Below are 24,904 nucleotides of genomic sequence, written 5' to 3'. Positions count from 1 at the left end.
ATCGGTGTCCCTGTTATGCGTTATGCGTTCGCGCGGATCTGACCTCGCGCCACCATCGCGGCACGCACCCGCGACTGGGCGATACGACGAGCGGCATCGTGTGGCAGGGCGCAGTGCGCCGCGACCTCGTCGAGGACCTCGCTGGTATTGGCCCGGAGTCGCTGGGAGACGAGGTCGAGCACGGCTTTACCTTCCGGGCGGAACGGGGAGTAGCGGGCCTCCATGGCGACACCGGCCGCCACGATTCCTCCGGCGTTGGCGACGAAATCCGGAACGACCAGTACGTCGTTGCGCGCAAACACCTTCAGCGCCTCCGGGCTGGCAGGCAAGTTGGCGCCTTCGACGACCAGCGTGGCCTTGACCTCGCGGGCGGCCTGTTCGTCGATGACGTCCTGCAAGGCGGCAGGGACCAGGACGTCACAGTCGACGAAGATCTCACGCCCTGCGGGCAGGACGGTCGCGCCCGGGTAGCGCTCGACCAGGTGATCACCGAAATCAGCCTTCAGTTTCAGCAGTAGAGCAACATCGAGGCCATTCGGGTCATGAAGGGCGCCCACTGACGTCGACACGGCCACGACCGTGGATCCGAACGCGGCAAAGCGCTCGGCCGCGGCGGAACCCACAGCGCCGAAACCCTGGATGGAGATCCGTGCGTTGCCGAGGTCGATGCCCCGGCGTTCCGCGGCGACCTGAGCGGACTCGGCGACACCGAAGCCGGTCACACCCAGCTGATCGTAGGGAACACCGCCGAGTTCGTGCGGGCTGCCGACCGCCGCGCCTCGGTCACCGAGTTCGTCCTGGAAAACGGCCGCGTCGTTCTCGGTGAGCCCCATGTCGAGTCCGAGGACGTACTCGCGTGGTACTTCGTTGGACAGCTTGCGGGCAAAGGCCCGGAGGATCTCTTCCTTGTTCGCTGCATTCGGATCACCGGCGATTCCCGCTTTCGCCCCGCCGTGGAACATGTCGACACCTGCCCATTTCCACGTCATCACCCGTGCGAGGCGTGCGATCTCGCCGACGGTGACGGTAGGGCTCATCCGCGTTCCGCCCTTACCGATTCCGCGGGCCGTGTTGTCGATGACGAGCACGCCTTTCATACCCGAACGGCGGTCGGAAACGACCACCACCTTCTCGGGACCCCAGTCGTCGATCTGAGAGAGTAGGTCGGTCATGATCGGTGTGCTCCTGTGCTGCGTAGTGTTTGACCGTCGACCGGTTCCGGCCGACGGCGATATCGTGGACGTCTGTTCTCGACTCGAAGGATGACGCGACATGCTCAACCCAGTTCATCTGCGGACACTCCAAGTGGTGACCGAGACCGGATCGTTCGCGGCGGCGGCTCGCGAGCTCGGATACACGGCCTCGGCGGTGTCGCAGCAAATGGAGGCGCTCGAAAGAGCTTCCGGTATGCGTCTTTTCGATCGTGAGGCGCGTGGGGTCAAGGTCACCGAGATGGCGAGAATGCTGACCGAACGCGCACGGGGAGTTCTGGCCGAGCTCTACGAACTCGACGCCGACGTGCGAGGGATCGCCACCGGGCGTACCGGTCGGCTCCGCGTCGGATGCTTCCCGACCGCGGGCGTACGCATACTGCCGTCGGCGTTGTCGAACCTGCGGGAGACCCATCCGGCAGTGGAGGTGTCCCTTCGGATCGGGGAGCCGAAGGACACCGTGCCCATGATCGAATCCGGCGAACTCGACATCGCGTTCACCTACGAGTACGCGGCGCTGCAGCCACGATGGTCCGATGCAGTAGTCGAAAAGCCCTTGATTGTAGAGGATCTGGTATTCTTGAGCCCCTCCGATGAGGGGATTCGTGAGGCCGCGGACATCGAGCGCGCCAGCACGTTGCAGTGGATCTCCAGCGGCGCCGGCACCGCCGGTGAGCTGACGATGTACCGCATCTGTGCGGACATGGGATTCGTCCCCGAGCTGAACCTCCGAACCGAATACTACGATCTCGTCACGGAATTCGTCGGTGCAGGGCTCGGAGTGGCAATCGTCCCCGGACTGGGAATCCTCGAACACCCGAATGTGTCCATCGCGCCGCTGCACTCTCCCTGGGCGCGCCGCACGGTCGCGTTGGTTCACCGCCGGAACCCCAGCAACCCGCTGATACCGGTGGTCGTCGACTCCTTCGTGGAAACGGTGACCACGCACGATTGGGGTCGGTACATCACCGTGGCGGTGCTTTGAACGTCTCGAGATATCCACCGTGATCCCTTCCCGTAGCCTGCGCGTGGTCACCGATGCATCAACCATGCACGACCGGGCGGACGACTGACAGTGCTGGAGCGCCCGACCTGGTGACCCTCAGGGCAAGTTCTGCTTAATGACAAAAAGAGCAGGCCCGGGGCTTGCCTGCCGTCATCGGGGCCCGCCAGGGCACCGCGACCCCAGTATTCTTCGTGGTGACTGTCACGGCCTGCCGCGAGGAACAGTCGACCTTACGGTGAGGCATCGAGACTCTGATCCTGCGACCCTTGCCCGTCGCTCGGCGCCACAGGATGATCGGGGGATGGCCGAACAGATCGACGACTACTTCACCTCTGTGGTGTCGGGGCTTGTCCGCGGGAAAAGCAGCACCGGGGTCCGTCCGGAGGATCCGATCCGGCCCCCGTCCCCGTTGTCGGTGCAGGCCACTCTGGACCTCTTCGACGCTCAGCTCGGCAGCAGGCATCTCGATCTGGCGGCCCGGTGGTTGCGGTCGCAGGGTAAGGGTTTCTACACGATCGGTTCCTCCGGGCACGAGGGCAATGCCGCCGTCGCCGCCGCGCTGCGTCCGACCGATCCCGCTCTGCTGCACTATCGTTCCGGTGGATTCTTCCTCGCGCGGGCGCAGCAGGTGGACGGCAGTGATCCGCTCCGCGACGTCCTCCTCGGCGTCGTGGCGGCGACGGAGGAGCCGATCTCGGGTGGTCGGCACAAGGTGTTCGGCCGCCACGATCTCGGCATCATTCCCCAGACCTCCACCGTCGCTTCGCATCTGCCGCGTGCGGTCGGTGTCGCGTTCTCGATCGCCCGGGCGCACAAACTCCACGTGCCCTCGCCGTGGCCGGCCGACGCGGTGGCCGTGTGCAGTTTCGGGGACGCGTCCGCGAACCACTCGACCGCCGTCGGCGCGATCAACACCGCCGTCCACTCGGCCTATCAGGGGTTGCCGCTCCCGTTGCTGTTCGTCTGCGAGGACAACGGGATCGGGATAAGCACCAGGACGCCGACGGGGTGGATCGCCGCGAATTTCGGTGAGCGGGCGGGTCTGGAGTACTTCGAGGCGGACGGTTCCGACCTGCCGGCGGCGTACGCCACCGCAAAGCGTGCCGCCGACTGGGTGCGCGTGCACCGCAAGCCGGCGTTCCTGCACCTGCGGACCGTCCGGTTGATGGGTCACGCCGGATCCGATCTCGAGTCCGCGTACCGGACGTCCGCCGAGATCACCGCGGACTTCGACCGGGACCCGGTGCTGTGCACCGCAAGACTTCTGATCGAAGGCGGACACCGCGGCCCCACCGAGATCCTCGCGCGCTACGAGGACACACGCGCGAAGGTCCTCGGACTCGCCCGGGAGGTCGCCGAGCTACCTCAACTGGACAGTCCCGCGGCGGTGATGAGGCCCCTCACCGACACCGCCGAGCAGGCCGCCGGGGCGGTGCCGGAGCGCGTCGACCCGGCCGAGCGCGCGGAGTTCGTCGGATCGCCGCTGCCGGAGGAGGAAGGCAGGCTGACTCTCGCGCTGTCGATCAACCGTGCCCTGCTCGATGTGCTCGCCGGCTGCCCCGAGGCGCTGGTGTTCGGTGAGGACGTGGCCCGAAAAGGTGGGGTGTACGGGGTGACCCGGGGCCTGATGAAGAAGGCCGGATCGGCGCGCGTGTTCGACACCCTGCTCGACGAGCAGGCGATCCTGGGTCTTGCGTTGGGTGCGGGGGTGTCCGGGTTGCTGCCCATCCCGGAGATCCAGTACCTGGCGTATCTGCACAATGCGGCCGACCAGATCCGCGGGGAGGGTGCGACGCTGCAGTTCTTCTCCGACCGGCAATACCGCAATCCGATGGTGGTGCGGATCGCCGGATACGGGTATCAGAAGGGCTTCGGCGGGCACTTCCACAACGACAACGCCGTCGCCGCACTGCGCGACATCCCCGGCGTGGTGGTGGCGTCGCCGTCCCGCCCCGAAGACGCCGCGGCCATGCTGCACACCTGTGTGGCGGCGGCGCGGACCGCGGGCGCGGTGTGCGTGTTCCTGGAACCGATCGCGCTGTACCACATCAGGGATCTGTACGACGACGGCGACGGGCTGTGGCTGGCACCGTACCCGGACCCCGCGACGCAGGCCGAGAACCACGTTCCGATCGGCTCGGCCCGCACCCACGGTGACGGCACCGACCTGACGATCGTCACCTACGGCAACGGCCTGCGGATGAGCCTGCGGGTCGCGCGGAAGCTCGAGCGGGCGCACATCGCCGCCCGGGTGGTGGACCTGCGCTGGCTCGCACCGCTGCCGGTGCAGGATGTCGTCCGGGAGGCGCACGCCACCGGCCGGGTGCTCGTGGTCGACGAGACCCGCACGTCGGGGGGTGTGTCCGAGGGCGTGGTCGCCGCGCTGGTCGACGAGGGCTTCACCGGGCCGCTCGCGAGGGTGACGAGCGAGAACAGCTTCATCCCACTCGGCGACGCCGCGCTCGAGGTGCTGCTGTCCGAGGACACCATCGAGGCCGCGGCGGTCGCACTCGTGAGCCGCTAGCACCGGCATCCCTCGCGCTTCCGTATGACGGCAACGTCAACCGGTATCCCCTCCGCCATTGCCAAGCCGTCGTGCGGTCGGGCATGTTCGAACTGCATCTCTCCACACGGCGGACAGGAACTTTTCATGAGTGGCGATCAGCTACCCCACATCGTGGTGATGGGGGTGACCGGCTGCGGGAAGACGACAGTCGCGCAGCAACTTTCCGCACTGACCGGCCACCGGTTCCTCGACGCCGATGACCTGCACCCGCCGTCGAACGTCGCGAAGATGGCCGCCGGGATCCCGCTGACCGACGACGACCGGGCCCCGTGGCTCGGCGTCGTCCGGGACCGGCTGCAGGAGCTGTCCGGGCAGGGGCGCCGCGGTGTGGTGGCGTGCTCGGCGCTGCGCCGCCGCTATCGGACGATCCTCGGCGACGTCTCCGACCCGGTGCTGTTCGTGCACCTCACGGGAGACCAGCAGGTGATCCGCGGCCGGATGCAGGCACGGAGCGGGCACTTCATGCCGCCCGCACTGCTCGATTCCCAGTTCGCGCTCCTCGAACCGCTCGACGCCGACGAGTTCGGCATCGCACTGGACGTCGCTCCGGCGCCGCACCTGATCGCCCGCGCCGCCGTCGACTACCTGCACACTGAACGAAAGGTCGCCACACAGTGAGTTCGCATCGGAGTTTCGACGTCGAGGGCAAGATCGCGCTCGTCACGGGGTCGAGCCGGGGAATCGGATTCGCACTCGCCAACGGACTCGCCGAGGCGGGCGCGGAGGTCGTGCTCAACGGACGCGACGCGGAAGCCCTGGAACGCAGTCGCGACGAGATCGTGAAACACACCGGCGCGACGGTCCACACCTGCGCCTTCGACGTGACCGCCCCGGAGGAGGTCGCCGCCGCCGCGAAGCGGGTCGAGAACGAGATCGGCCCCGTCGAGATCGTCGTCAACAACACCGGCGTCCAGCACCGCAGCCCCCTGCTCGAATTCGGCGACGACGACTTCCGTCGTGTTCTCGACACCAATCTGAGCAGCGCCTTCTTCGTCGGCCGCGAGTTCGCGCGGGCGATGGTCGAACGCGGGCACGGCAAGATCGTCAACATCTGCTCCGTGCAGAGTGAACTCGGCCGGGCGGGCATCGCGCCGTACGCCGCCAGCAAGGGCGGGCTGAAGATGCTCACCCGCGGAATGTGCGCCGACTGGGCGCCATTGGGACTGCAGACCAACGCCATCGCGCCCGGCTACTTCGACACCCAGCTCACCGAGGCGCTGGTGAACGACGCCGAGTTCAGCGCGTGGCTCACGAAACGCACGCCCGCGGGACGGTGGGGACGCACGGACGAACTCGTGGGTGCACTGCTCTTCCTCTCCTCGCCGGCGTCGGACTTCGTGAACGGCCAGATCCTGTATGTCGACGGCGGACTGACCGCCGTAGTCTGATCCCCACCCGACCGACTCGAAAGACGAAGATGCCGAACACCGCAACGCCCCGCATCCACCTCGGACCGCACCCCGACGCAGCCCTGATGCGGGGGATCGAGAGGGGCGGCGGCGTACTCGCCCCGCTCGACGACGCCGAGGCCGTCGTCTGGGCGCAGGGCCCCGACACGTTTCCGGCGGAACTGCCGGACTCCGTGCGCTGGGTGCAGCTGCCCTCGGCGGGAGTGGAGCCCTGGATCTCCGCGGGCATCGTCGACACCGACCGGGCCTGGACGTCCGCGGCCGGCGCCTACGCCGGCAACGTCGCGGAACACGGCGTCCTGCTGCTCCTGGCCGGGGTTCGGGCCCTCACCGAGCAGGTGCGCGCGACGTCGTGGCGCAAGGCCGAGTTCGACCCCCAGGTGGGCACGCTGCGCGGGGCGACGGTCGCCATCGTCGGCTGCGGCGGCATCGGTCGTGCGATGATCCCGCTGCTCGCCGCGTTCGGTGCGGACGTGCTGGCGGTCACTCGCTCGGGCACCCCGGTCCCGGGCGCGTCCGAGACGCTGCCGGCCGACCGGACCTCGGAAATCTGGTCCAGAGCAGATCATTTCGTCATCGCCGCACCGGCGACGTCGGCCACCGCTCACCTCGTCGACGAGGCCGCGCTCGCCCAGATGAAATCGACGGCGTGGATCGTCAACGTGGCGCGCGGTTCCCTCATCGACACCGAGGGTCTGGTCCGCGCGCTGCGCGCCGGGTCGATCGGCGGCGCCGCACTCGACGTCACCGACCCCGAACCGCTGCCCGACGGGCATCCGCTCTGGACCCTGCCGAATGCGATCATCACCCCGCACGTCGCGAACCCCGCGACCGGACTGACCGGGTTGCTCGCCGATCACGTCGCGACCAACGTCGAACGCTTCGCCGCGGGCGCGCCCCTGCTGGCGCCGATCGATCCCGCCCGGGGTTACTGAGGGCCGCGTTCGGCTTCCGAACTGGTCCTGATGTAGTTGGACACGACACTGCGCAGCACCTCGCGCACCGCCTCCGCCGGTCCGGACAGCGGCTGATTGGCGGGTGTTCCGAGGGAGACCTGGACTTCGATCGACGGTTCGATGCGGCGGAGTTCCAGGTTCTCCACGTTCATGATCCGGCGTGCCACCGAGAACGGTAATACCGTCGCGCCCAGTCCGTTTCGGACGGCCTGCGCCATCAGCGTCACCGATTCCACCTCGCCGACCACCCGCGCGTGCTCGAAGGCGTGCTCGTACGCCTGCTCCACCACCTTGCGGATCGTGTGCATCGGGCCCGGCAGCAGCAGTGGCAGATCGACGAGGTCCTTGATGGCGACGGCCGTCCCGGTGTCGCCGGGCAGTCCGGTGCCCGCCGGGGCGACGACCATCAGTTCCTCGGTGAGTAGACGCTCGAAGTTGACGCCCTTGATCGGCCCGGCGTCGTACAACAGGGCCATGTCCATCCGGCCCGTCATCATGGCCTCGCTCAGCACACCGCCGAAATTCTCGTTGATGTGCAGAAGGATGCTGGGGTAGCGCGACCGCACCGCGGTGAGCAGCGGCAGCGCGATGGAGCTGACGGTGCTGTACGGCGCGAGTCCGACGGAGACACCGCCCGCCAGTTCCCGGCCGACGACGCTCACCTCGGCCTGGGCGCTCTCCACCTGCCGCAGGATCACCTGGGCGTGCCGGTACAGCGCGCGCCCGGCGTCGGTGGGTTCCACTCCCTGCTTGCTGCGGATCAGCAGTTGCTGACCGAAGTGCGTCTCCAACGCCGTCATCTGCTGGCTGAGCGCCGGCTGCGCGATGTGCAGTATGTCCGCCGCCCGCGTGATGGATCCGGCGTCGACGATGCGGACGAATGAGAACAAGCGTCGGGTATCCACGAGCGATCTGCCTTTCTGACGATGCGGCGACGCGAGCACGCCGCGGTTTCGAGAAGGTTGCCGGGCGGAAACACCGCTGTAGCCAAGTGTGGGGCCCGATTCTTCCGTCTGTGCATCGTCGCTGTTCAAACACCATAGACGTTCGTTATCGCCTCACGTAAAACAGGTATTAACCGCCTGAACCGGAACCTGCGTAGCGTCCGTTTACATCGAAAGTTCACTGGAACGGCACCCGCGGTTCCACTGCAGGCCCCCCTTGGAGGCACCGTGACTGTCAAGATCGATCTCGTCGCCGACCTCGGCGAGAGCTTCGGCGCTTGGACGATGGGCGACGACGACGCACTGCTCGACGTGCTGACGTCCGCCAACGTCGCGTGCGGCTTTCACGCCGGCGACCCCAGGACCATGGATGCGACGGTCCGAGGGTGCGTCGCCCGCGGAATCGGCATCGGCGCACACCCCAGCTTCCCCGATCTCGCAGGGTTCGGCCGGCGCGCGATGGACCTCACCGCCGACGAGGTCCGCACGGACGTTCTGTACCAACTCGGCGCACTGCACGCCTTCGCGACGGCCCACGGCACCTCGCTCGCGCACATCGCACCGCACGGTCGGTTGGGAAACCTCGTCGCGACCCGCGCCGACTACGCGTGCGCCGTCGTCGATGCGGTGGAGGCGTTCGACCCGCGGCTCATCGTGCTCGCCCAGGACGGGGAACTCGCCGACCACGCCCGGGCGCGGGGGCTCCGGGTGGCCATCGTCGCCATCGTCGACCGTGCGTATCGGGCGGACGGCACCCTGGTGCCGCGGTCCGAGGCCGGCGCCGTGATCCACGACCGGGACGCGCTGGTGTCGCGCACGGTGCGGATGGTGACCGAAGGGGTCGTCGACGCCGTCGACGGCACGCGCATCCCGATCGAGGCAGACACGGTGCTGCTGCACGGCGACGGCGCCGACGCGGTGGGCAACGCACGAGCGATCCGGGAGGCACTGCTGCGCGCGGGCGTCGTCGTCGCCCCCGTCACCGAGGTCCTCGAGGCCAGGGCCGAGAAGGAGTCCGCATCGTGTCCGGCGTGACGTGCATCCGGCCGCACCGCGACTTCGTCCTCGCGGACTGCGGGGACTCCGCGGTCCGCCTGACGTCGCTGTCCCCCGATGCGGAGGAGCGCTGGCAGGCCGTCCACACGGTCGCCGCCGCGCTCGACGCCCGCGGCGACGACGTCGCGGTCACCGGCATCATCCCCACCTACGACTCACTGCTGGTCGAATTCGACTGTGCTGCAACGACGCATGACGCCATCCGCGCTCTGGTCGAACGGCTGATCGAGCTTCCGGTGCAACCCGCGACGCGCGGTTCGCGACAGTTCGAGATCCCGGTCGTCTACGGAGGAGAATTCGGACCCGACCTCGACGACGTGGCGGCACACCTCGCACTCTCCCCGGCCGAGGTGATCCGCCTGCACAGCGCCCACCCGCTGACCATGCGCTGCTTCGGGTCCCCGGGCGGCGCCCCCATGCTCGACGGCCCCGCGTTCCCGCAGCCCGTTCCCCGTCGCACCATTCCGCGGCCGCACGTTCCGGCAGGCGCGGTGGCGGTCGCGGGCAGGCAGGCCGTCATCTCGGCGCGCCCGGCGCCCGGCGGCTGGCCGGTGATCGGCCGCACGCCCCTGACGATCGTCGATCCGTCGACGGAACCGCTGTCCGACTTCCGGCCCGGCGACACGTTCCGCTTCGTGCCGATCATCGCGGCCGAGTGGCCGGTGTACGAGGGGGTCCGGCATGGCTGAGACGATCACCGTCACGACACCGGGGCTCACCTCGATCCAGGATCTCGGACGTCTCCGGGGCTCCCGGTTCGGGCAGATGACCGGGGGAGCCTCCGACCAGTACAGCGCCGACGTGGCGAACGCCCTGGTCGGGAGTCACCGCACCGCGCCGCTGCTCGAAATGGTGGCGATGGACTTCGGCGCCGTCGCGAGCGTCGACCTGCTCGTCGCGGTGACCGGCGCACCGGCGGAGGTCCAGGTCGGGGGTGTCACCCGCCCCCAGTGGGAGCCGTTCGTCTGGACCGCGGGCGAAGAACTCACCGTCCGCGGAATCCACGACGGGCTCCGCGTATACCTCGCGGTGCACGGCGCGATCTCCGCGCCGTCCCTGCTCGGCAGCTGCGCCCCCGACTCGGTTCTCGGTTTCGGCCGGCAACTGACGGTCGGCGAGTCCGTCGCCATCGACGTCGACGGACCGCCGATCGACCACCCGTACTTCCGGGTCCCGCTGTTCCGGCTCGGCGCCGAGCCCGCGTCCTTCACCGGACGCTGGACCATCGACGTGACCGACGGTCCCGACGTGCACGAGTTCGGCGCGTCCGCCGCCCGGTTGTTCGACACCCCCTTCGTCATCGGTGCCGATACGAACCACATCGGTCTCCGCCTGACGCCGACCGATCCGGGGAGCGACGTTCCCCGGCGGGACCGGTCGACGGAAGTGCTCTCCCGCGGGGTACCGATCGGCGCCGTCGAGGTTCCCGCAGGCAACGAGATCCTCGTCCTGCATCGGGGCCGGGGAGTGACCGCCGGATATCCGGTGCTCGCGGTGGTGACCGCCACCGCACTGTCACAGCTCGGCCAGGCGCGCCCCGGCCAGGAGGTGCGGTTCCGAAAGGTGAGCGTCCCCGAAGCCGTGGACGGTTACCGGAGCCAGCGACGCTCGATCGCGCTGCTGCGGTCCCGCGTGGCGAGCGCATTCGCCAGTCTTCGGATCCCCACCCACACAGAAACGACATCCGCCCAGCACCACTCTGTAGCCCAGATGGAGTCAGCATGACCAACGCGATCTCACCCGACACGGCCGGGCACACGCCCGAACACGAGGTGCAACCCCGCCAGCTACGCAAGGTCGTTCTCGCAGGGTGCGTGGGCATCTTCGTCGAGCTCTACGACAACGGCATCTTCGCCTTCATGGCGACCGCCCTGGCCATCGTCTTCTTCGACGTCTCCAAGTCGAGCGACGCGCTGATGCTCGTCTTCGCCGGTTACGCGATCTCGTTCTTCGTGCGACCGCTCGGCGCGGTCGTCTGCGGCATCCTGGGTGACAGGATCGGCAGGCAGAAGATGCTCGTCTTCGTGATCATGCTGATCAGCGTCGCCACCGCGGGCATCGGTGTTCTCCCGACATACGCCGCGATCGGCGTCGCCGCGCCCGCGCTGTTGATTCTCCTGCGCATCCTGCAGGGATTCTCCGTCGGCGGTGAGGCGGCGGGCGCCATGACCTTCCTCGCCGAGCACGCACCGGAGGGCAAGCGCGGACTGATCACCAGCTACGCACAGATCGCGTCGTTCCTGGCCCTGCTCACCGGCACGCTGGTCGCGTTCGCGATGTCGCCCTGGCTCAACGAGGCCGCGATCGAGGGCGGCGGACCGGCGAGCTGGGCGTGGCGCGTCCCGTTCCTCGTCGCGATCCCGATGGGCGTCATCGGCTGGTACATCCGTCGGGCGATCAGTGACACCCCGAACTTCGAGAAGCTCAAGTCCGAAGGCGGACTGTCCCGCAACCCGCTGAAGGAAGCGTTCGCGACTCCCGAACACCGCAAGGCGATGCTGCTCGCGCTGTTCATCCCGTTGATGAACGGCTCCGGCTATTACGTGCTCTTCTCCTACATGCCGACGTTCCTCAAGGGCGAGAACATCGGCTTCTCCACCGGCACCGCCCTGCTCGTGACCGCGGCGAGCCTGGTGGCGATCTGCTTCGCCATTCCCTTCATGGGCGCACTCTCCGACCGGGTCGGCCGCAAGAAGGTCATCGCCGGTGCGGCGATCGCCATGGCCGTCGGCGCCATCCCCTGTTACGCCCTGATCGCGACCGGCAACTTCGCGCTCGCGGTGCTCGGAGCCTGCGTGATGGCCGTGATCTTCGCCGGCCACACCGCCGTCATCCACATCCTCATCGTCGAACTCTTCCCCACCCGGGTGCGGTACTCGGCGTACGGGCTGGGCTACAACATCTCCTCGGCAGTGTTCGGCGGCACCGCGCCCCTGCTGATGACCTGGCTGATCCCGCAGTTCGGGATCTACGTCCCCGCGGTCTACGCCGTCGTCACCGCACTGGGAACCCTCATCGCCGTCAGCACCGTCACCGACCGGGCGCACGTGCCGCTCCGTGACACGCTCTGACGGATCCAGACTCGGCCCGGTGGTCTCCTGACCACTCGAAGACCACCGGGCTGCACCAACTTTCACCACCAGCAAGGCAAGGGAGCGTCATGCCATTCAACGACTACCGGACCGCACTCGTCACCGGCGCCAACACCGGAATGGGTGCCGCGGTCACCGAGATCCTCACCAAGCGGGGTCTCACCGTCTACGGCGTCGCCCGCAACAAGGAGCGGCTCGACGAGGTGGCGGAGAAGACGGGCATGATCCCGCTCGCCGTCGACATCACCGACATCGACGCCCTCAGCGCCGCCGTCGAGGGCCTCGAGATCGACGTGCTGATCAACAACGCGGGAGTCTCGGCCACCGGCAACATCCTGGATGCGTCCGCCGACTCGGTCGACGCCATGGTCGACGTCAACCTCCGTGCGGTGCTGCACCTGTGCCGGCTGCTCATGCCGGGAATGGTCGAGCGGGACCTCGGCCACATCGTCAACATCAGTTCCATCGCCGGCCTGTACAACTTCTACGGCCACACCGCGTACCACGCCACGAAGGCCGCGGTGCACCAGATCTCGCGGCAACTGCGCAACGACACCATCGGCAAGCGCATCCGCGTGACCGAGATCTGCCCGGGCCGGGTCGAAACCGAGATCTTCGGACGCAACCTCGGCGGCTCCCCGGAGGCGATGAAGGAGGCGTGGGAGACGTACTACGAAGGCTTCGAATCCATCACGACGAAAGACATCGCCGACACGATCGAGTTCGCGATCGACGCCCCGCGCCACGTCAACCTCGGCCTGATCGAGATCATGCCCACCTTCCAGGTCCCGGGCGGTCTCGACTTCGTCCGGCGCAACGACTGAGGCCGGCCGTGACTACGACGCCGCACGAATCCTCCGCCCCGCTGCCCACCGAGACGCTCGGGGTGGTGGCGCACGCCGCAGGCGACCTGCGTATCGAATCGGTTCCCCTCCGGCGGCCCGAACCGTCCGAGGCGGTCGTCGAGATCGCCTACGGCGGGATCTGCGGATCCGACCTGCACTATTGGACGCACGGCGCCGCCGGCGAGTCGATCCTGAAGGCGCCCATGCTGCTCGGCCACGAAGTGGTGGGAACGGTCGTGCAGGCCGCCGCAGACGGGACCGGCCCGGCCCCGGGTGACACGGTGGCCGTGCACCCCGCGACCCCCGGCGGTCGCGGCGCCAGGTTCCCCGAGGACCGCCCGAACCTCTCGCCGGGATGCACCTATCTCGGCAGCGCGGCGCAATTCCCGCACACCGAGGGGGCATTCGCGAAGTACGCGGTGCTGCCGTCGCGGATGCTGCGGCGACTGCCGGCGAACCTGCCGCTGCGCACCGCCGCCGTCGCGGAACCCGCCGCCGTGGCGTGGCACGCCGTGGCGCGCGCAGGCGACGTGGCAGGCAAGAGTGCGCTCGTCGTGGGGTGCGGCCCCATCGGCGCCCTCGTGGTGGCCGTCCTCCGCCGGGCCGGTGCGAGCGAGATCACCGCGGTCGACGTGCACGACTATCCCCGCACGGTCGCGAAGGCGCTCGGCGCGGACACGACGCTGGACGCCGTCGACGCCGCGAGCATCGCCGCCGTCGACGCCGACGTCGTAATCGAGTGCTCCGGCAACCGCTTCGGACTCGAATCGGCCATTCGCGGCGCGACGCGCGGCGGCAGGATCGTCATGCTCGGACTGCTCCCCACCGGGCTTCAGCCCGCGCCGCTGTCGCTCGTCATCACGCGGGAACTCGAACTCGTCGGTTCCTTCCGGTTCAACGACGAGATCGATGCGGTGCTCGAGGCCCTGGCGGACGGCAGCCTGAACGTCGAACCGGTGATCAGCCACGAGTTCGGCATCGAGGACGGCCTCGAGGCGTTCGCCGTCGCAAAGGACGCGTCCGCGTCCGCGAAGGTGTTGCTGGCGTTCTGATCTCAGCCATGCCGAACGGCTATCACGCGACACACAATCGGTCTTGTACAGGTCTGGTCCCCACCCGATAGCGTGGGTGTGGAGATACCGCCCCGACTTCCCGGATTCTTTCGTTCCCATGCCCTCTACCAGGAGGAACTATGTCCACCTTCGTTCCAGCAGCGCGAGTCGACCAGATGCGTGAATCACCGAGTGTGGCAGCCGCGCAACGGGTTCGCGAACTCCGGGCGTCGGGGCGGGAGATTCTCGACCTGACGGTCGGAGAGCCCGATTTCGACACCCCGGAGCACATCAAGGCCGCGGCCGTGGCAGCGATGGAGTCCGGTCTCACCAAGTACACCCCCGTCAACGGCATTCCCGAACTGCGGGAGGCGATCTCGAAGAAGATGCTGGACCGCACCGGGGTGGAGTTCGCGGACAACGAGATCACCGTCGGCGGAGGCGCCAAGCAGGTCATCTTCCTCGCGCTGATGGCGACGGTGGAGGAGGGCACCGAGGTGATCGTGCCCGCCCCGTACTGGGTGTCGTACCCCGACATGGTGACCGTGCACGGCGGGACACCCGTCGTCGTCGACTGCCCGGAATCCGACCGGTTCCTGCTCACCGCAGAGAAGCTCGAGGCTGCCATCACCCCGGCGACGAAGTGGGTCATCCTCAACGCGCCGTCGAACCCGACGGGCGCCGTGTACAGCGAGCACGAACTGGCGGAACTCGCGAAGGTCCTCGACCGGAACCCGCACGTGAACGTGCTCTGCGACGAGATCTACGACGAGATCGTGTTCACCGACTCGCCCGTTCCGAACCTGCTGTCGTCCGCGCCGCACCTGCGCGATCGGATCCTGGTCACCAACGGTGTGTCGAAGGCCTACGCGATGACCGGCTGGCGCCTGGGGTACGGCGTCGGGAACAAGGGCCTGATCGGCGCGATCAACAAGCTGCAGTCGCAGAGTTCGTCCTGCCCGTCGTCGATCAGTCAGGCCGCCGCCGCCGAAGCCCTCACCGGGGATCAGAGTTTCGTCACCACATCCGTCGCGAGCTATCGCGCCCGGCGTGATGTCACGTTCGAATTGTTCTCCGGCATCGACGGTCTCGAACCCGTACTGCCGCAGGGTGCCTTCTACCTGTTCGTCGGATGCGCAGGCCTCGTGGGCAAGCGAACCCCCGACGGCACGCTGCTCGAAAACGACCAGGACGTGGTGCTGTTCCTCCTCGACCACGCGTCGGTGGCCACCATCCAGGGCTCTGCGTACGGGGCCGAATCCTATTTCCGGGTCTCCTTCGCCACGTCCGAGGACGTGCTCAGGAATGCGGCAGCCGCGGTCGAGAAGGCCGTCGCCTCACTCAGCTGACCCCACCCGCCATCACAGAATCACGGAGACATCATGGTTCACGTCACTACCAAGATCGATCGCGCCGACAAGGCCGCCATCGACAGCCTGGGCGCCTTCTCGGCCGCCACCATCCACGAGGCGCAGGGCCGCAAGGGCGCACTGGATTCTGGGATCAAGCCCATCGACCGCGACATGTCGTTCTGCGGATCCGCCTTCACCGTCGTGTGCCATCCGCGCGACAACATCATGCTCCAGGTCGCCATCAGCTACGCGCAGCCCGGTGACGTGCTCATCGTGTCCTCCGGCGACCAGCCGGCGGGGCAGTTCGGTGACGTGCTCGCCAATGCGTGTGTGGCGCGGGGCATCAGCGCACTCGTCACGGACGGTGGCGTGCGAGATAGCCGGGAGATCCGCGAACTCGGGTTCCCCGTCTTCTCCAAGCACGTGTGCATCGAGGGAACGGTGAAGGAATCCCTCGGTCCCGTCAATCAGCCGCTGGTGTTCGGCGGCCAGATCATCTACCCCGGCGACGTCGTCAAGGGCGACTGCGACGGTGTGGTCGTGGTCCGGCGCGACGAGGTCCAGTTCGCCATCGACGCCTCCCGCGAGCGGGACGCCGCCGAGGCCGCCTACATCGAGCGGTACAAGAAGGGCGAAACCCCGATCCAGGTCAGCAACCTCGCCCAGGTGCTCGAGGCGAAGGGTCTCACCGTCGACCAGTGAGCCGGCCGCTCCCCGCCGCAGATGTCCATCGGAGTTCGACGACGAAGGCGTAGGTCATGACCGTTGAAGAATTGGCTCCACCCGTTTCGGCGCCGGATCGCGCCGCCCCGGGAGCGTTGGCTCACCGCGCCGCCCTGTCGCAATTGCGGGACGCGACCGGCATCCTCGGCCTCGACGAGGGCATGTACCGGCTGCTGGCCACACCGCGGCGATCGCTGACGGTGTCGGTGCCCCTGCGGCGCGAAAACGGAAGAGTGGAGGTCTATTCCGGCTACCGCGTTCAGCACAATCTCACGCGCGGGCCCGGCAAGGGCGGGGTGCGGTTCCATCCCGACAGCGACATCGACGAAGTGACCGCGCTCGCCATGTGGATGACGTGGAAGTGTGCGCTGCTCGGATTGCCCTACGGCGGCGCCAAGGGCGGCATCGCGATCGATCCGCGGGGGTTGACGCTGTCGGAGAAGGAACGGCTGACCCGGCGCTACACGCAGGAGATCCTCCCGTTCATCGGCCCGGACAAGGACATTCCCGCCCCGGACGTGAACACGGACGAATCGACCATGGCCTGGATGATGGACACCTACTCCGTCAACGCCGGGTACTCCGTCCACGGAGCCACGACCGGCAAACCGCTCACCGTCGGTGGGTCCAACGGCCGCGCAGGCGCGACGTCCCGCGGCGTCGTGCTCGCCGCACTCGACGCGATGCGGCACAGCCACCTCGATCCCACGGGACGCACGGTCGCGGTGCAGGGGTTCGGCAAGGTCGGTGCCGGTGCCGCGCGGTTCTTCGCCGACGAGGGCTGCCGCGTCGTCGCGGTGTCCGACATCAGCGGAGGGTGCTACCGGGCCGGTGGACTCGACATCCCGGAACTCGAGGCGTGGGTCGCAGGGGGCGAGTCGCTCGCGTCGTACCCGAACGCGGACGCCATCACGAACCGGGAACTGCTGGGCCTCGACGTCGACGTTCTGGTTCCCGCCGCGATGGACGGCGTCCTGACCGCGGACAACGCCGGCGACGTCCGCGCCCGCATGATCGTCGAAGGAGCCAACGGGCCGACCTCACCCGAGGCCGACGCGATCCTCCAGAGCAACGGCGTCACCGTCGTCCCCGACATTCTCGCGAACGCGGGCGGCGTGGTCGTGTCGTACCTCGAATGGGTCCAGAACCTGCAGGCGTTCTCCTGGACCGGTGCCGAGGTGGACCGGAAGCTCTGCGTGTTCATGCAGAACGCCTCGCGCAGCGTGTGGGCCCTCGCCGGGGAGAAGTCCCTGACCCTGCGGCGCGCCGCTCACGTCATCGGTGTCGGGCAGGTCGCCGAAGCGCACGAGGCGCGGGGACTGTTTCCCTGAGGACGCTGTCGGGTCCCTGAGGGCGGCGTCGGTTCCCTGAGGGCGGCGTCAGGGGGCCGTCACTCCGTGGACACCTGCTCCCGAGGGGACTTCGTGGAGTCGATGGTCGTCCTCGCCGGGTGTGTCCGATCCTCCGGTCAGTTCGTCGAGGAGGATGTAACCGCCGTAGCCGAGGCCGGCGACGGCGAGGACAGCGGCGTACAGCCGGTCGAGCATCAGTTTCTCCGTATCGTTTTCGGAAACCCCCGAGCCGGGCAAGTATGCCGCGGCGCGGACAGTCGGGGCCCTACCCGATCGGGTAGGTTTACGGGCAGGATTCGACTGACCGTACGGTAGGAAACCCGGCGGGCGCCCTACTTGACGGCGACCACGTCGACCGGACGAATGTCGGGGTCCCTGGCCAGCAGGTCGGGGCCGACGTTGGCCAGAGCGGCGGGGATCGCTCCGCTCAGGTGCGCCTGCCTGCCGTCCTCGTTCTCGAAGGTGTCGAAGATGCCGTACGTGGTGTCGCCGACCTTGAACGCGTACCAGGTGACGGTGCCTTCCTCCGCCGCGGCCAGGGCGCGCCCCTGCTCCAGGAACGCAGCCAGTTCCTCGCCCTTGCCCGGCTTCGCCTCGAGCAGGGCCAGAATTCCTCTGTCGATCGTCACGATGTCTCCTCCTCGTTCGTTCCGACTCGCGTACACCCACCTACGACGCTACGAGCGTCGAGCGGCTGACCACCACCCCTCTGACACAAGTTGCGACCGGACCGGTCGTCACCTGGTGGTGACTGTTTCGGTCTCAGGGCTGTCAGCATCGACGTCTCGAAGAATCGGTCGAGTCGTGCGGCGGTTCTCGCGTTCGAGGACTGCAGGTAACGGTCGATGGCGCGCGCCAGACGCACGCGATATTCGGCCGGTTCGACGCCGAAGTCGCGCTTGATCTTGTCGGCCGGTGGATCCCCGATGGGAAGCCACATGACGGCGAGATCGAGAATCTCGTCGTCCAGAGACAAGCGTGGTGGTGTCATCGAGCCGAACTCATCACGGCCGGCGGGGTGGGGAAGCCGCCGACGGCCTGTTCATAGGTGTGTGCCACGCGCAGGACCGTGGCGTCGTCGAACGTGTTGCCGACGATCATCAGCCCGGTCGGCAGGCCGTCGACGAGCCCCGCGGGAACCGAGCAGGCCGGGTGACCGGTGACATCGAACGGGGCGGTGTTGCCGACCATCGACAGCGCGACGTCGAGGTAGTCGCCCAATGCCACATCGGCAGGCGGGATCTTCTTCGCGGTGTAGGGGACCGTGGGCATGACCAGCACGTCGTAGTCGGTGAGCGCGGCGTCGTAGGCCGCGCGCAGTTCCGGGACGAGCTGTCGCGCCATCGCGTAGTATTTTCCGCCGCCGACCTCGAAGGTGTACCGGCCCGACAGCCCCACCAGCTTGACCGTCTCGGACAACTCGTGACCGCGCTCGAGGCGCTGAGCGGCGAAATGCGCGATCAGTTCCGGGTCGTAGAATCCGTCGGTGTTCATGCCGTAGGCGTTGCCGTCGAGCATCTGGTACGCGGCGCCCTCGGTCGCGATCACGTTCCAGACGTGCATCGCGTCGAGGTGCCACGGAATCGACACCTGCTCCGCCGCGAGTCCGGCGCTGCGCAGCACGTCGATCGCGGCGTGGACGGCGGCGTCGACCCCCGGATCGGACACTGCGGTGCCGAAGCCCTCGGTCACGACGCCGATCCGCAGCCCGGAGGTGGGTTCGGTGAGCGCCGCCAGGTAGTCGACCGGCTCGACCTGGCGTGATTGCCGCGGATCGGCCCCGTCCGTACCGGCGAGCACACTCAGCATGGTGGCCGCGTCGGCGACGGTCCGGGTCATCGGGCCGAGATGGTCGATGGTCCTCTCGATCGGAAATGCGCCGGTGTAGGGGACCAGTCCGTGCGTCGGTTTGTGACCCACGATCCCGCAGAATGCGGCAGGAATGCGGATGGAGCCGCCCTGATCTCCGCCGACGGCCAGATCGACCTCACCGCCGGCGACCAAAGCGCCGGAGCCACTCGAGGATCCACCCGAATTGCGGGTCGTATCCCACGGATTGCGTACCGGTCCCGGCTGCGAGGTGAAACTCCCGCCCGAGAAACACAGATCCTCACATACCGATTTTCCTGTGATCGTGGCGCCGGCATCGAGCAGCCTGCGGACGACCGTGGCGTCCTGCCGCGGGACGAACCCCTCCACGGTGCGCGATCCGTTCATCATCGGAATACCCGCGACCGCGACGTTGTCCTTGACCGCCACGGTGCGGCCGGCCAGCGGACCCCCGGAGGAGCCGTCGATCGAGGTCGTGACGTACCACGCTCCGAGACGGTTGTGCTCCGGTGCCGGCGGCGCCCAGGATCGCTCGGGGGCCGGTGACGCCGCACGCCGATAGAGCTGCTCGACCGCGATCGGCGCCGCGAGGGTGGCCTCGACGGCGGGGGCGAACTCGTCGAGGTCGGCGGCGGACAACCCGAATCGGAAATGCTCGTTCAACGCCGCCAATCGGGCGGAATCGGGTGCAGGCAACGAAGTCATGAAGGTGCGCTCCTCAGCTGTGCAGTGGCGCCCGCGGGCACCTGGTCGAGGGCCGGCCGTCGGTCCGGATGCGACGCAGGACCCGCCGGTATTTCCCGGTGTTCAACGAACCGTAGAAGCCGCCGAACCGCAGCGTTTGTCTCAGAGTGACAGCCCGCTTTGCGCTCAGCGCCAACTTCGCCGCCGAGGCCTGTCTCCAGCGGAAACGGTGGCCAGCTGTCATTGACAGTGACGCCGGATTGCTCTTAGCGTGACGTGCAGGCGAGGGAAAGGGGCTGCTCATGCCGTTGTCGCTCGCACCGGGTGGCGAGCACCGCCGCACGGAGGTGATCCGGACAGCTGCTCTCCGAGACTGGGTCGAGGTGATCAGCGAGACCTTCGTGGCATTGAAGATCAGCCCGGGCGAATCCGATCGCTTCGCGGGGGCGGTCCACACCCGGCGATTCGCGCATCTGCTGGCCGCCGACGTCCTGGCCACGCCGCAGACCTTTCACCGGACGCCGCAGCTGACCGACCGGCATCCGCTCGACCTCATGCAGATCGGCATGGTCGTCGCCGGTGAGGGACAACTCGTCCAAGACGGGCGAACCTGCACACTGCGGCCGGGCGACTTCGCCATCTACGAATCCTCCCGCCCGTTCACCTGGAACCTGCGACCGGAATGGCATCTCCAGGTATTCACGTGGCCGCGCGGTGCCGTCTCGCTGACCGAGGGTGAGTCGCAGAAACTGACGGCCCGGACCGTGCGATCCAATTCTGCGGTAGGACAGCTACTGTCGCCGATGCTCGCCGGACTTCTCGCAGTCGAGAAGGAACCGTCGCCAAGCGGTGCGATGCGGCTGGCGGACGGAATCGCAGACCTGGCAATCACCGCCGCACAGGAAGAGAGTGAACCGGACGATCCCGATGTCACCGCACGCGATCTCTACGCGAACATGCTGCGGTACATCGAGCGGAATCTCGACGACCCGGACCTGTCCCCGCAGCGCATCGCCCACGCGTTCTTCATCTCCACGAGAACCGTCCACCGAGTGTTCGCTCGATTCGGAAACACCGTGGCCGCCACGATCCGGGCACACCGACTCGAGGTCTGCCGTGACGCGATGCTGTCACCGCGCAACGCCTCCCGTTCGCTGACCGATATCGCCGCGCAGTTCGGCTTCATCGATCTGTCGGTATTCAGCCGAGCGTTCGCCACCCGATACGGCGTCAGCCCGAGCAGATACCGGGAATTGCACCGGTAACCGAAAGCTCCCGGGGAGCATTGCGCGATCACACCGAAGAGAGGTACCGATGCTTGTCAGGTCCGGGTTTGCATTACCCGTGCGGACGACACGGGCCTCCGACTGGGAGGACATGCTGCGCGAGCACTTCGTCGCCCTCAGTGTCTCGGACATCGAAGACCGCCTCGGGTTCACCGGTGCGGTGCGGTCGTCCGAACTTGCTCATCTCAAGGTGTCCACAGTCCAATCGACCGAGCAACGGATCGCTCGCAGCGGCAGCCTGGCCAGAGCCGACCGTGCCGACTACCTCCAGATCGGGCGGATCCGCCGTGGGCGTGCCGTGGTCACCCAGGACGACCGGGAGTGCGTACTCGACCACGACGACTTCGTCCTGTACGACACGTCTCGCCCGTTCGATTGGCGGATCGACGGGCATCCGGATGACGGTTCCTGGGTGCTCGAGGTCTTCACGTGGCCGAGGAGCTCACTGTCGTTCACCGAAGCGGAGATTCACGACCTCACCGCAACAGCCTTCGACGGCCGTGCCGGAGCAAGTGGGCTCGTGGGCCGGTTCCTTCACGACATCGTGACGAGCCGGATCGCATCCGATGCCGGAGCGGGGAACGCAATCGTGGACGAGGTCGGCGACCTCGTCACTGCCGTCCTGCGGGCCGTCGGCCGGCCGGTCGGCGCGCCACGTTCGAGCACCTACCGCGCAGCGATCACGATGATCGACGAGAGTCTCGGAGATCCATCGCTGTCGCCGTCCGTGATCGCTTCGGCCCTCGGCATTTCCACCCGGCACCTGCACCGGGTATTCGCCGAGCAGGACACGACGGTGTCGCGCGTCATCCGCGTGCGGCGACTCGAGCACTGTCGCCGCGACCTGGCGCAGAGCACGACCACGGATCGCTCGCTGGGTCAGATCTCCCGCCGTTGGGGTTTCGCCGACCCCTCGCTGTTCAGCCGCACGTTCAAGAGCGAATACGGGATGAGCCCGCGCCAGTACCGGGCGACGACGGCCACACCCTGACGTCGGGACGCAACTCGGGTTGTCCCTCTCGTCCAAATACCTGTCCCTCTCCGTCAGATTCGCCGTCGATCGGGGAGGTAACTTCTGCGTTGCCGGGATTTTCAGCCGCCGACGCGGCGGCCCGCACGCGATGAACCAGAACCGGGAGCCCTCATGGAATCTGCAATCAGCGATCACCTCACCTGCCCTCGCACGTTGACCCGACGCGTCCCGGACGGCTACCAGCCACCCTTTCCGATGTGGGTGGGACGTGCCGACGAAGAAGTGCAGCAGGTGGTGATGGGATACCTCGGTGTGCAGTTCCGCGGTGACGCGCAACGCCCGGCCGCGCTGCACGCCATGCGCGACATGGTGGCTAGTTTTGATCTGCCAGACGGCCCGTTGCACTATGACCTGACCCATCACGTCGACAATCAGAACCATGAGAATCTGATGATCGTGGGCTATTGGAAAGATAGTGCTGCCCATCACCGTTGGCTCCAGTTGCCGGAGGTGGCCGGCTGGTGGGCATCGGACGAGAGGCTGTCGGAGGGGCTGGGGTACTTCCGGGAGATCGTGGCCCCGCGGGCCGAACAGTTCGAGACGCTGTATGCGTTCCAGGATGCCCTTCCGGGTGTCGGTGCCGTCATGGGCGGTATCAGCGGCGAGATCAACGAGCACGGCTATTGGGGCTCGATGCGCGAGCGCTTCCCGATCTCCCAGACCGACTGGATCCAGCCGTCGGGTGAATTGCGCGTACTCAGTAGTGATCCCGCCGCGGGTGGCCGCGTGGTGGTTCAGGGGCACGACAACATCGCACTGATCCGCTCCGGGCAGGACTGGGCCGACGCCGAAACGGCGGAACGCAACTTGTATCTCGACGAAATCCTGCCCACTCTGCAGGACGGCATGGACTTTCTGCGCGACAACGGACAATCGGTGGGCTGCTACAGCAACAGGTTTGTGCGCAACATCGATCTGGACGGAAATTTTCTCGACCAGAGTTACAACATCGGCCACTGGGGTTCGCTGGACAAGCTCGAACGCTGGGCGGAATCTCATCCCACCCACCTGCGAATCTTCACCACGTTCTTCCGCGTCGCCGCCAGCTTGTCGAAACTTCGTCTTTACCATGAAGTCTCGGTATTCGACGCGCGCGACCAGCGATACGAGTACATCAATTGCCATCCGCAGACCGGCATGCTGCGTGACGCGCAGCCGCTGCAGTAGAGCTATTCGCAATTTTCAGCCCCTACAGAGAAGGTGAAGAATGTCGGTAACGATCGAACACACACCAGAGAACGCGACTCCCGCACAGGCACCGGCCGCCGACCGCGCCTGGGCGCTGTTCCGGGCGCTGGACGGAAAGGGATTGGTTCCCGAGGGATACGTCGAAGGCTGGAAGAAGACGTTCGAAGAGGACTTCAGCCCCCACCGCGGCGCAGAACTGGTCGCCCGGGCATGGACCGACGACGAGTTCCGGCAACTTCTGCTCACCGACGGTACCGAGGCGGTCGGCAGCTACGGGTACCTGGGACCGCAAGGTGAATACATCGTGGCGCTCGAGGACACGCCCACACTCAAGAACGTGATCGTGTGCTCTCTGTGCTCGTGCACCGCCTGGCCGATCCTCGGCCTGCCACCGACCTGGTACAAGAGCTTCGAGTACCGCGCCCGCGTGGTTCGTGAACCGAGAAAAGTGCTGTCCGAGATGGGCACCGACATTCCGGAGGGCGTCGAGATCCGCGTGTACGACACCACCGCGGAAACGCGCTACATCGTCCTGCCCCAGCGGCCGGCAGGCACCGAGGGATGGAGCCGGGAGCAACTCCAGCAGATCGTCACCAAAGATTGCCTGATCGGGGTCGCGATCCCGCAGGTTCCGAGCGCCTGAGCACCCGAAGAGAAGGAACAGATCCATGGATGGAGTACACGATCTCGCCGGTGTCCAGGGGTTCGGTAAGGTCCCGCACACCGTCAACGCCGACATCGGCGGACCCTTTCACGCGGAGTGGGAGCACCTCCCCTACAGTCTGCTGTTCCTCGGCGCCGCAGACCTGGGGGCGTTCAGCGTCGACGAAGTCAGACACGTCGTCGAACGAATGGAACCACGCCACTACATGATGACGCCGTACTACGAGCGGTACGTCATCGGCGTCGCAACCCTGATGGTGGAGAAGGGAATCCTGACCCACGACGAGCTCGAGGCGCTCGCGGGCGGCCCGTTCCCGTTGTCCCTTCCTGCGGAGTCGGAAGGCCGGCCGGCGCGGACGGACGGCATCACCTTCGAGGTGGGTCAGCGCGTTCGGGTCCGCGACGAGCACGTGCCCGGGCACATCCGGATGCCGGCATACTGCCGCGGCCGGGTCGGAACGATCACCCACCGCACCACCGAGAAATGGCCGTTCCCCGACTCGATAGGCCACGGGCGCGACGACGCCGGTGCCGAATCCACCTATCACGTCCAGTTCGCGGCGGAGGACCTCTTCGGCGAGGACACCGACGCAGGCAGTGTCGTGGTCGACCTCTTCGAGGGATACCTCGAAAAGGTAGCCGCCTGAACGCATCCG

Annotated in this window: 25 protein-coding genes; 19 read left to right on the top strand and 6 right to left on the bottom strand. The window is 67.4% G+C overall.

What is annotated here, in order from left to right; all coding sequences use genetic code 11:
• Nucleotides 1-20: 20 nt before the first annotated feature.
• On the bottom strand, nt 21-1,172 hold the full coding sequence (locus tag P3H15_RS15305) for a Glu/Leu/Phe/Val dehydrogenase (protein ID WP_276138022.1): 1,152 nt from the start codon (nt 1,170-1,172) through the stop codon (nt 21-23).
• A gap of 100 nt (nt 1,173-1,272) precedes the next feature.
• Between P3H15_RS15305 and P3H15_RS15300 the strand changes: the two genes are divergently transcribed.
• The 5 genes from P3H15_RS15300 (at nt 1,273) to P3H15_RS15280 (ending at nt 7,127) form a co-directional block, all read left to right on the top strand.
• Nucleotides 1,273-2,196 (top strand): LysR family transcriptional regulator, encoded by a 924-nt coding sequence (locus P3H15_RS15300; RefSeq protein WP_276138021.1) that lies wholly within the window; start codon nt 1,273-1,275, stop codon nt 2,194-2,196.
• A gap of 322 nt (nt 2,197-2,518) precedes the next feature.
• Nucleotides 2,519-4,741: a thiamine pyrophosphate-dependent enzyme gene (locus P3H15_RS15295; protein ID WP_276138020.1), complete on the top strand. Its 2,223-nt coding sequence runs from the start codon at nt 2,519-2,521 to the stop codon at nt 4,739-4,741.
• A 126-nt stretch (nt 4,742-4,867) separates the two neighbouring features.
• On the top strand, nt 4,868-5,401 hold the full coding sequence (locus tag P3H15_RS15290; RefSeq protein ID WP_276138019.1) for a gluconokinase: 534 nt from the start codon (nt 4,868-4,870) through the stop codon (nt 5,399-5,401).
• A complete protein-coding gene (locus P3H15_RS15285) occupies nt 5,398-6,171 on the top strand; it encodes an SDR family oxidoreductase (RefSeq protein WP_276138018.1) in 774 nt (257 codons plus the stop codon). The genes P3H15_RS15290 and P3H15_RS15285 overlap by 4 nt, the downstream gene beginning before the upstream one ends.
• 29 nt (nt 6,172-6,200) lie before the next feature.
• Complete coding sequence (locus tag P3H15_RS15280; RefSeq protein WP_276138017.1) at nt 6,201-7,127, top strand: D-isomer specific 2-hydroxyacid dehydrogenase family protein; 927 nt, start codon at nt 6,201-6,203, stop codon at nt 7,125-7,127.
• Here P3H15_RS15280 and nac read toward each other — a convergent pair.
• Nucleotides 7,121-8,038 carry a nitrogen assimilation transcriptional regulator NAC gene (nac, locus tag P3H15_RS15275; RefSeq protein WP_276138016.1) on the bottom strand — a complete coding sequence of 306 codons (918 nt, stop codon included), beginning with the start codon at nt 8,036-8,038 and terminating at the stop codon, nt 7,121-7,123. The genes P3H15_RS15280 and nac overlap by 7 nt on opposite strands.
• Nucleotides 8,039-8,320: 282 nt before the next feature.
• On the opposite strand from nac, the gene P3H15_RS15270 reads away from it, so the two are divergent.
• From P3H15_RS15270 to P3H15_RS15230, 9 genes are all read left to right on the top strand, one after another.
• Entirely contained in the window at nt 8,321-9,127 is an 807-nt protein-coding gene (locus P3H15_RS15270; RefSeq protein WP_276138015.1) for a LamB/YcsF family protein, read from the top strand.
• The gene (locus P3H15_RS15265) at nt 9,115-9,837 is read left to right on the top strand and encodes an allophanate hydrolase subunit 1 (protein WP_276138014.1); all 723 of its coding nucleotides are present in this window, start codon (nt 9,115-9,117) and stop codon (nt 9,835-9,837) included. Before P3H15_RS15270 ends, P3H15_RS15265 begins: the two co-directional genes overlap by 13 nt.
• Entirely contained in the window at nt 9,830-10,873 is a 1,044-nt protein-coding gene (locus tag P3H15_RS15260) for a biotin-dependent carboxyltransferase family protein (protein WP_276138013.1), read from the top strand. The genes P3H15_RS15265 and P3H15_RS15260 overlap by 8 nt, the downstream gene beginning before the upstream one ends.
• Nucleotides 10,870-12,219: an MFS transporter gene (locus P3H15_RS15255; protein ID WP_276138012.1), complete on the top strand. Its 1,350-nt coding sequence runs from the start codon at nt 10,870-10,872 to the stop codon at nt 12,217-12,219. Before P3H15_RS15260 ends, P3H15_RS15255 begins: the two co-directional genes overlap by 4 nt.
• An 89-nt stretch (nt 12,220-12,308) precedes the next feature.
• Entirely contained in the window at nt 12,309-13,064 is a 756-nt protein-coding gene (locus P3H15_RS15250) for an SDR family oxidoreductase (RefSeq protein ID WP_276138011.1), read from the top strand.
• A gap of 8 nt (nt 13,065-13,072) precedes the next feature.
• On the top strand, nt 13,073-14,137 hold the full coding sequence (locus tag P3H15_RS15245) for an L-idonate 5-dehydrogenase (protein ID WP_276138010.1): 1,065 nt from the start codon (nt 13,073-13,075) through the stop codon (nt 14,135-14,137).
• 140 nt (nt 14,138-14,277) lie between these two features.
• A complete protein-coding gene (locus tag P3H15_RS15240; protein WP_276138009.1) occupies nt 14,278-15,486 on the top strand; it encodes an aspartate transaminase in 1,209 nt (402 codons plus the stop codon).
• A gap of 33 nt (nt 15,487-15,519) precedes the next feature.
• The gene (locus P3H15_RS15235) at nt 15,520-16,191 is read left to right on the top strand and encodes a 4-carboxy-4-hydroxy-2-oxoadipate aldolase/oxaloacetate decarboxylase (protein ID WP_276138008.1); all 672 of its coding nucleotides are present in this window, start codon (nt 15,520-15,522) and stop codon (nt 16,189-16,191) included.
• 56 nt (nt 16,192-16,247) lie between these two features.
• Nucleotides 16,248-17,543 carry a Glu/Leu/Phe/Val dehydrogenase gene (locus P3H15_RS15230; protein WP_276138007.1) on the top strand — a complete coding sequence of 432 codons (1,296 nt, stop codon included), beginning with the start codon at nt 16,248-16,250 and terminating at the stop codon, nt 17,541-17,543.
• Nucleotides 17,544-17,591: 48 nt separating this feature from the next.
• Here the strand turns inward: P3H15_RS15230 and P3H15_RS15225 are convergent, their stop codons facing one another.
• From P3H15_RS15225 to P3H15_RS15210, 4 genes are all read right to left on the bottom strand, one after another.
• On the bottom strand, nt 17,592-17,759 hold the full coding sequence (locus tag P3H15_RS15225) for a hypothetical protein (protein ID WP_276138006.1): 168 nt from the start codon (nt 17,757-17,759) through the stop codon (nt 17,592-17,594).
• Between the two features lie 137 nt (nt 17,760-17,896).
• Nucleotides 17,897-18,193 carry a putative quinol monooxygenase gene (locus P3H15_RS15220; RefSeq protein WP_276138005.1) on the bottom strand — a complete coding sequence of 99 codons (297 nt, stop codon included), beginning with the start codon at nt 18,191-18,193 and terminating at the stop codon, nt 17,897-17,899.
• Entirely contained in the window at nt 18,190-18,555 is a 366-nt protein-coding gene (locus P3H15_RS15215; protein WP_276138004.1) for a hypothetical protein, read from the bottom strand. The genes P3H15_RS15220 and P3H15_RS15215 overlap by 4 nt, the downstream gene beginning before the upstream one ends.
• Nucleotides 18,552-20,099, bottom strand: coding sequence for an amidase (locus P3H15_RS15210; RefSeq protein ID WP_276138003.1), 1,548 nt, complete (start codon nt 20,097-20,099; stop codon nt 18,552-18,554). The genes P3H15_RS15215 and P3H15_RS15210 overlap by 4 nt, the downstream gene beginning before the upstream one ends.
• Nucleotides 20,100-20,380: 281 nt before the next feature.
• Here P3H15_RS15210 and P3H15_RS15205 point away from each other — a divergent pair, with 281 nt between their 5' ends.
• The 5 genes from P3H15_RS15205 to nthB all read left to right on the top strand — a co-directional run bounded on the left by P3H15_RS15205 (nt 20,381) and on the right by nthB (nt 24,895).
• On the top strand, nt 20,381-21,343 hold the full coding sequence (locus P3H15_RS15205) for a helix-turn-helix domain-containing protein (RefSeq protein ID WP_276138002.1): 963 nt from the start codon (nt 20,381-20,383) through the stop codon (nt 21,341-21,343).
• A 79-nt stretch (nt 21,344-21,422) separates the two neighbouring features.
• Nucleotides 21,423-22,355 carry a helix-turn-helix domain-containing protein gene (locus tag P3H15_RS15200; RefSeq protein WP_276138001.1) on the top strand — a complete coding sequence of 311 codons (933 nt, stop codon included), beginning with the start codon at nt 21,423-21,425 and terminating at the stop codon, nt 22,353-22,355.
• A 153-nt stretch (nt 22,356-22,508) separates the two neighbouring features.
• The gene (locus tag P3H15_RS15195; protein WP_276138000.1) at nt 22,509-23,564 is read left to right on the top strand and encodes a phenylacetaldoxime dehydratase family protein; all 1,056 of its coding nucleotides are present in this window, start codon (nt 22,509-22,511) and stop codon (nt 23,562-23,564) included.
• Nucleotides 23,565-23,604: 40 nt separating this feature from the next.
• A complete protein-coding gene (gene nthA, locus P3H15_RS15190; protein ID WP_276137999.1) occupies nt 23,605-24,228 on the top strand; it encodes a nitrile hydratase subunit alpha in 624 nt (207 codons plus the stop codon).
• Nucleotides 24,229-24,253: 25 nt separating this feature from the next.
• Nucleotides 24,254-24,895, top strand: a complete 642-nt coding sequence (gene nthB / locus P3H15_RS15185; protein WP_072944370.1) for a nitrile hydratase subunit beta — start codon at nt 24,254-24,256, stop codon at nt 24,893-24,895.
• The last annotated feature ends 9 nt before the right edge of the window (nt 24,896-24,904 follow it).

The sequence above is a fragment of the Rhodococcus sp. T2V genome (genome assembly GCF_029269925.1).
Taxonomy (GTDB): Bacteria; Actinomycetota; Actinomycetes; order Mycobacteriales; family Mycobacteriaceae; genus Rhodococcus_F; species Rhodococcus_F koreensis.
The sequence above is the reverse complement of the archived record's forward strand: the minus strand, read 5'-3'. Positions and strand labels throughout refer to the sequence as shown.

Bases quoted from the DNA above. Each gene is read 5' to 3' on its own strand.
- P3H15_RS15305 (WP_276138022.1), bottom strand. From the start codon at position 1,172: ATGACCGACCTACTCTCTCAGATCGACGACTGGGGTCCCGAGAAGGTG.
- P3H15_RS15300 (WP_276138021.1), top strand. From the start codon at position 1,273: ATGCTCAACCCAGTTCATCTGCGGACACTCCAAGTGGTGACCGAGACC.
- P3H15_RS15295 (WP_276138020.1), top strand. From the start codon at position 2,519: ATGGCCGAACAGATCGACGACTACTTCACCTCTGTGGTGTCGGGGCTT.
- P3H15_RS15290 (WP_276138019.1), top strand. From the start codon at position 4,868: ATGAGTGGCGATCAGCTACCCCACATCGTGGTGATGGGGGTGACCGGC.
- P3H15_RS15280 (WP_276138017.1), top strand. From the start codon at position 6,201: ATGCCGAACACCGCAACGCCCCGCATCCACCTCGGACCGCACCCCGAC.
- P3H15_RS15260 (WP_276138013.1), top strand. From the start codon at position 9,830: ATGGCTGAGACGATCACCGTCACGACACCGGGGCTCACCTCGATCCAG.
- P3H15_RS15255 (WP_276138012.1), top strand. From the start codon at position 10,870: ATGACCAACGCGATCTCACCCGACACGGCCGGGCACACGCCCGAACAC.
- P3H15_RS15250 (WP_276138011.1), top strand. From the start codon at position 12,309: ATGCCATTCAACGACTACCGGACCGCACTCGTCACCGGCGCCAACACC.
- P3H15_RS15240 (WP_276138009.1), top strand. From the start codon at position 14,278: ATGTCCACCTTCGTTCCAGCAGCGCGAGTCGACCAGATGCGTGAATCA.
- P3H15_RS15235 (WP_276138008.1), top strand. From the start codon at position 15,520: ATGGTTCACGTCACTACCAAGATCGATCGCGCCGACAAGGCCGCCATC.
- P3H15_RS15230 (WP_276138007.1), top strand. From the start codon at position 16,248: ATGACCGTTGAAGAATTGGCTCCACCCGTTTCGGCGCCGGATCGCGCC.
- P3H15_RS15225 (WP_276138006.1), bottom strand. From the start codon at position 17,759: ATGCTCGACCGGCTGTACGCCGCTGTCCTCGCCGTCGCCGGCCTCGGC.
- P3H15_RS15215 (WP_276138004.1), bottom strand. From the start codon at position 18,555: ATGACACCACCACGCTTGTCTCTGGACGACGAGATTCTCGATCTCGCC.
- P3H15_RS15210 (WP_276138003.1), bottom strand. From the start codon at position 20,099: ATGACTTCGTTGCCTGCACCCGATTCCGCCCGATTGGCGGCGTTGAAC.
- P3H15_RS15205 (WP_276138002.1), top strand. From the start codon at position 20,381: ATGCCGTTGTCGCTCGCACCGGGTGGCGAGCACCGCCGCACGGAGGTG.
- P3H15_RS15195 (WP_276138000.1), top strand. From the start codon at position 22,509: ATGGAATCTGCAATCAGCGATCACCTCACCTGCCCTCGCACGTTGACC.
- nthA (WP_276137999.1), top strand. From the start codon at position 23,605: ATGTCGGTAACGATCGAACACACACCAGAGAACGCGACTCCCGCACAG.
- nthB (WP_072944370.1), top strand. From the start codon at position 24,254: ATGGATGGAGTACACGATCTCGCCGGTGTCCAGGGGTTCGGTAAGGTC.